Here is a 5,120-nt window from a genome sequence, read left to right as displayed (position 1 = left end):
GGTGCGTGCTCCGCGCGCCTGGATCTCACGGATGTTGCTGACCATCTTGGAATGCAGTACCGCGCGTCCCTCCCGTGACGGCATCACGATAATCACCGGCAGGCCGTCTTCGATCAGGGCGATCGGACCGTGTTTGAGCTCACCGGCGGCGAAGCCTTCGGCGTGGATATACGCCAGCTCTTTGAGCTTGAGCGCGCCCTCAAGTGCCACCGGATAGCCGACGTGACGACCGATGAACAGGACGGTGTCGGCCTGCGACAGGTCGCGGGCGAGCTGCCTGACCGGCTCCATCGTGCCCAGGACATCGGCGATGACATCGGCCATCTGTTCCATCGCCTCGAACTCGCGAGCCACCTCGTCGGCGTATTTCGTGCCTCGTGCCTGCGCCAACGCTAGGCCGACCAGATAGGCGGCCGCGATCTGCGCTAGGAAACACTTGGTCGACGCGACGCCGATTTCCGGACCGGCATGTGTATAGAGCACCGCGTCGGATTCCCGCGGGATCTGAGCACCGTTGGTGTTGCAGATCGCCAAGACGCGTGCGTTCTGGTCCTTGGCGTGGCGCACGGCCTCGAGAGTGTCGGCGGTCTCGCCGGACTGCGAGATGGCGACGACCAGCGTCGAACGATCGAGGACCGGGTCGCGGTAGCGGAACTCACTTGCCAGCTCAACCTCGACCGGGATACGCGTCCAATGCTCGATGGCGTACTTCGCGAGCAATCCCGCGTGATAGGCGGTACCGCACGCGACGACGAAGACCTTGTCGATGTCACGCAGGTCGTCGTCGGAAAGCCGCTGCTCATCGAGCACGATGCGGCCATTCTCCAAATGCCCGGACAGCGTGCTCGCGACCGCCTCCGGCTGCTCGTCGATCTCCTTCTCCATGAAGAAGTCGAAGCCGCCCTTCTCGGCCGCGGCGAGGTCCCAGTCGATATGGAAGGGCTTACCGGCACTCGGTGTGCCGTCGAAGTCGGTGATCTCGTAGGTGTCGGCAGTGATGACGACAACCTGATCCTGACCCAGTTCCACTGCCTCCCGGGTGTGTTCGATGAAGGCGGTGACGTCGGAGCTGACGAACATCTCCCCCTCACCGACGCCGACGACCAGTGGTGTCGACCGGCGTGCGGCAACGATCGTGTCCGGATGGTCGGAATGGGTAAATACCAAGGTGAAGGCACCGTCGAGTTTCCGAAGAGCCGCATAGGCACTCGCCACGAAATCACCGGAATGGACGCCGCCGGTGTACTCCTGCTCAACTAGGTGCACTGCGGTCTCGGTGTCGGTATCCGAGGAGAACTCGATCCCGCCATTCTCCAACTCGGCCCGCAACGGTGCGTAATTCTCGATGATGCCGTTGTGTACGACGGCGATCTTGCCGTCGGTGCTCACATGCGGGTGGGCGTTGCGGTCGGTCGGCTGGCCGTGGGTCGCCCAGCGGGTATGTCCCATACCGGTATGTCCGGCGAGCGCGTCGCGGCCTACCGTGGCGAGCTGCTTGTCCAGGTTCTCCAGCCGGCCGGCCTTCTTCTCTATCGCGGTGTGACCATTGCCGTCGAGGATGGCTACCCCAGCGGAGTCATAACCCCGGTATTCCATCCGTCGCAACGCCTCGACCACCACGTCGAGGGCATCGCGCTGACCCACGTATCCGACAATTCCACACATAGGTGTTCAGGTTACCCGTCACTTGTTCGCTGAACGCTTCGACGCTTTCGCTCCGATGAGTTTTGAGAATTGATCTCGCGTATCGGTCTCCGGCTCGGTTGGATCGACGTATTCGACCTTTCCCAGTGCCGCAGCGGGGTCGGAAAACGCCTGGTACTCCGAGTCACCGCCCAGCGTATGGAGGAGAAATCCGGTGAGTACCGCCCGGACCTGCGCATGTGTCTTCTTATCGACTCCGTTTAGCCCGAAGAACGACTTCAGACCTCGTTTCTCCAACAATCCACGGTCATCGGCGTCGGCGATGGTGCGCAAACTCACGTCACCACCGAGTGCCTGGGCAAGCGGCAGGGGGTTGGCAGTGAGAGTGTTGAGGTCGTCACCGGCCGCGATCACGGTGGCCGGCGCGGTGACCGACGCCGCGGCCGGAAGGAGAATCGACGTGGTCGGTGCTGGGAATACCGCGGCAAGGCCGCGAATCTGCGGCGCTCGCTGCCCAAGCAGCACTTCATCACTGGCCGCGAGTACCGCCGCCGCCGCACCGAAGCCATGGCCGGCCAGCCCGAGTTTGTCGCGGCTGACCGTCAGTCCACTAAAGCCCAGCGGCACATTGCCGACGGCCAACAGGGTGGCACGCAGATCGGCGGCCAGCGCGGCGTCGGATGCGAACGGACCGCTCTGCCCGTCTGGTGCCGCCACGACGATTCCCCACGACGCCAGGTGGTAGAACAGGTCTCGGTAGCGGGCACTGTCGGCGAGCCAGGCGTGACCGAACGCGACGGCAGGCAGTTTGGTGCCCGAATCCGGCGTGAACACCTTTCCGGAGATGCCGACGAAACCAAGATCGCCCCGAAGTACGCGATGAGGGCCGCGACGCGTCAACTGCGTCATCAGCGCTGCCGGCTTTTGCGATGGGCCCTTCTTCTTCCCGAACACGGCCTTAGCCTATACGCCACGAAGTTCAACACCGTTGCGAGCCGCGAGTAACTGAGTTTTCTGTCGGGGGCCTCTCAACCGCGTCGATGCGGACTGTCGTGCGCCAGGTGCGCGGGTAACAGGATCTGGGGTGGCAGATCGGCATAGTCTGCTGCGGCGCGCAATCGCTCGCAGAGCGCCTCATCCCGTTCCGATGGCGGCGAATCTTCCTGCCATGCCAGATCCGCATGTTCCGGACGAGATCGGGTAAACGCAGTCAAGGCATTTCGTAGTTCGTCAGCATGCTGACGCGCTACCGCCGAAATCCGGTCGGTCATTGGTCACCCGCTAGTGCTAACTCGCCGGACGACGCGGCGCTATCGACACCGACGAGCTCGGCCAGAATGTTCCGCACCCCGCTACGTCCGATCGCGGTTGCGGTAGTGAAAAGCCGAACACGTGCATCGATTTCCTCGGCGATGACGCCTGCGCGCAGCGTCCCCGCACCCAGCGCGGCCGACACCGTCGACAACGGATGCCCGGCCAGTAGCGGGTCGGATATCATCTCCAGCGCGTGAAAAACATTCTGCAACAACAGTTTTAGGCCCGCGAACGTGGGCGTGGCGGCATCGGCGGCTGCGATTAACGTAGCGAGCTCGGTGTTACGGCTATTCATATGCGTGTCGACGGCACTCGACGCGGCGGTCCCCGCGTGCCCTTGCCACGACGTCGACAGCGGCTGGGCGGCAACCGCACCGGTGGCCGTGGCGCATATGCCGTACGCACCAACCACCGCGTCTAGATCGCTGAGAATCTGCACGATATCCACGTCGGTCAGAAATCCGACGGCGCGATCGATCGTCTTGTCGTCTGGGAACGCCACAGCAACGGAAGCGGCGATGGGCGCGAGTTCTCGGAATATCGCAATCCACCCGGCAACACCGGCTGCACGCTGGGCCAATTCTGCCGCTGTGCCATCGGAAATCGCCATCAGTGTCCCCAGCTCAAATCGGCTTCAACCAGGCGCGTGGACCCACCCGATAGCGCATCGCCCAGACCTTCAGTAGCCAACGCATAACGCCGCAGCTCGTCTGCCGCCAACTCGGTCAGCCGTGCGAAAGCCGCACCAAACGCCGCGATCTCGACGTCAGCGCCCCATTCCCCCACCTGATCACCGCGTAGTCGCGCGGCAGCGATGCGCAACGACGTCGCCTGATCCAGATAGTTCCGGGCTGTCGCGGAAACCTGATCAGCGTCGATCCACACGGTCATTGTTCTTAGACGCAGTCGGCGCTCGTTTGGTTCCAGCAAAGTCGAGAAATTCGGTAATCGGGTTGTCGCTACCATGACGGGCGTGGCTTTCCGACTTATGAACTCACTGACCAACCTGGTTTCCGACCGCGTGACGTCGGCCGGTCTACAACGATCCTTCACACTCGGCGATCTCACTGATCTCTCCGGCGCACGTCCGCTCGACGGTCGCCACGTATTGGTCACCGGAGCGTCCTCGGGCGTCGGCGAGGCAACCGCACACGCGTTCGCGGCTGCGGGAGCACGGGTAACTCTGGTCGCCCGAACTGCTGAGGCACTGGCCGCGGTAGTCAACGAGATTCGCGAATTTGGCGGCGCCGCAGACTATCTCGTCGGCGACCTGGCCACCGAGGACGGCGTTGCCGCGCTGCTGAACGAGATCACCGCTTCGGGCGTACCAGATATCGTCGTCAACAACGCGGGCCGATCAATCCGACGTCGGGTCCTCGACGCTACCGATCGGCTGCACGACTTCCAGCGAACGATGGCGATCAACTACTTCGGTCCCGTGCAACTGACCCTTGGCCTGCTACCCGCGATGGTCGAGCGCGGGCAGGGACAGTTCATCAATGTCGCGACGTGGGGTGTCGCAAGTGGTGCGATGCCGAAATTCGCCGCCTATGCGGCATCGAAGGCAGCGGTGGCGACGTTCGGGCGCAGCCTCGCCGCCGAACTCGACGGCACCGGCGTGGCCGTCTCGACAATCTACTTCCCACTCATTCGCACACCGATGATCGCTCCGACCGCGGACTACGACTCGCAGCCCGCGCTAACCAGCGACGAAGCCGCCGAGTGGATATTGCACGCGGCACGGCATCGGCCTCTCGAGGTGATGCCGCGCTACGCGAAAGTTCTCCGGTCGCTTACGGCAATCTCGGCACCGACCGCGGATGGCTTAGTGGCGAAGTCCTTCATCTGACCGCAAACCGCACCGGAAAAACAGTGCGGGGCCAATTGCCCTCGGCTAGGTGCCGCCGGTGCGGTTTTCAGGAAAGAGGTTTAGCGACGATGTCGGCGATACGCTGTGCGGTGCCACGTGCGGCCTCGAGTGTTGTCGCCTCAACCATCACGCGGACCAACTGCTCGGTGCCCGACGGACGCAGCAGCACACGACCACGCTCCCCCAATTCGGCCTCGGCGTCGGCGACCGCCTGCTTAACTGAAACAGCTTGTGCCACAGCATGTTTGTCGGCCACCGATACGTTGATCAGCTCTTGCGGCAGTACCGTCAT

At 63.3% G+C, this 5,120-nt stretch carries 6 protein-coding genes and 1 pseudogene; 1 reads left to right on the top strand and 6 read right to left on the bottom strand.

Annotated elements, in window-relative coordinates; all coding sequences use genetic code 11:
- From glmS to GOEFS_RS14130, 5 genes are all read right to left on the bottom strand, one after another.
- On the bottom strand, positions 1 to 1,665 hold a 1,665-nt coding region (gene glmS / locus GOEFS_RS14150; protein WP_040525181.1), incomplete at its 3' end, for a glutamine--fructose-6-phosphate transaminase (isomerizing).
- An 18-nt stretch (positions 1,666 to 1,683) separates the two neighbouring features.
- The gene (locus GOEFS_RS14145; RefSeq protein WP_007318606.1) at positions 1,684 to 2,598 is read right to left on the bottom strand and encodes an alpha/beta hydrolase family protein; all 915 of its coding nucleotides are present in this window, start codon (positions 2,596 to 2,598) and stop codon (positions 1,684 to 1,686) included.
- A 74-nt stretch (positions 2,599 to 2,672) separates the two neighbouring features.
- Positions 2,673 to 2,915, bottom strand: a complete 243-nt coding sequence (locus GOEFS_RS14140; RefSeq protein ID WP_040525180.1) for a hypothetical protein — start codon at positions 2,913 to 2,915, stop codon at positions 2,673 to 2,675.
- On the bottom strand, positions 2,912 to 3,568 hold the full coding sequence (locus GOEFS_RS14135) for a hypothetical protein (protein WP_007318605.1): 657 nt from the start codon (positions 3,566 to 3,568) through the stop codon (positions 2,912 to 2,914). Before GOEFS_RS14135 ends, GOEFS_RS14140 begins: the two co-directional genes overlap by 4 nt.
- Positions 3,568 to 3,849: a hypothetical protein gene (locus GOEFS_RS14130; RefSeq protein ID WP_007318604.1), complete on the bottom strand. Its 282-nt coding sequence runs from the start codon at positions 3,847 to 3,849 to the stop codon at positions 3,568 to 3,570. The genes GOEFS_RS14135 and GOEFS_RS14130 overlap by 1 nt, the downstream gene beginning before the upstream one ends.
- A 73-nt stretch (positions 3,850 to 3,922) precedes the next feature.
- On the opposite strand from GOEFS_RS14130, the gene GOEFS_RS14125 reads away from it, so the two are divergent.
- The gene (locus GOEFS_RS14125; RefSeq protein WP_007318603.1) at positions 3,923 to 4,807 is read left to right on the top strand and encodes an SDR family NAD(P)-dependent oxidoreductase; all 885 of its coding nucleotides are present in this window, start codon (positions 3,923 to 3,925) and stop codon (positions 4,805 to 4,807) included.
- A gap of 67 nt (positions 4,808 to 4,874) precedes the next feature.
- Here GOEFS_RS14125 and GOEFS_RS14120 read toward each other — a convergent pair.
- A pseudogene (locus GOEFS_RS14120) lies at positions 4,875 to 5,120 on the bottom strand (phosphoglucosamine mutase); the annotation flags it as partial.

The sequence above is a fragment of the Gordonia effusa NBRC 100432 genome, assembly GCF_000241305.1.
Lineage (GTDB): Bacteria > Actinomycetota > Actinomycetes > Mycobacteriales > Mycobacteriaceae > Gordonia > Gordonia effusa.
This window is presented reverse-complemented; position numbering and strand designations above follow the sequence as displayed.

Excerpts from the sequence above, each read along its gene's own strand:
- GOEFS_RS14140 (WP_040525180.1), bottom strand. The coding sequence starts at position 2,915 with ATGACCGACCGGATTTCGGCGGTAGCGCGTCAGCATGCTGACGAACTA.
- GOEFS_RS14135 (WP_007318605.1), bottom strand. The coding sequence starts at position 3,568 with ATGGCGATTTCCGATGGCACAGCGGCAGAATTGGCCCAGCGTGCAGCC.
- GOEFS_RS14130 (WP_007318604.1), bottom strand. The coding sequence starts at position 3,849 with ATGACCGTGTGGATCGACGCTGATCAGGTTTCCGCGACAGCCCGGAAC.
- GOEFS_RS14125 (WP_007318603.1), top strand. The coding sequence starts at position 3,923 with ATGACGGGCGTGGCTTTCCGACTTATGAACTCACTGACCAACCTGGTT.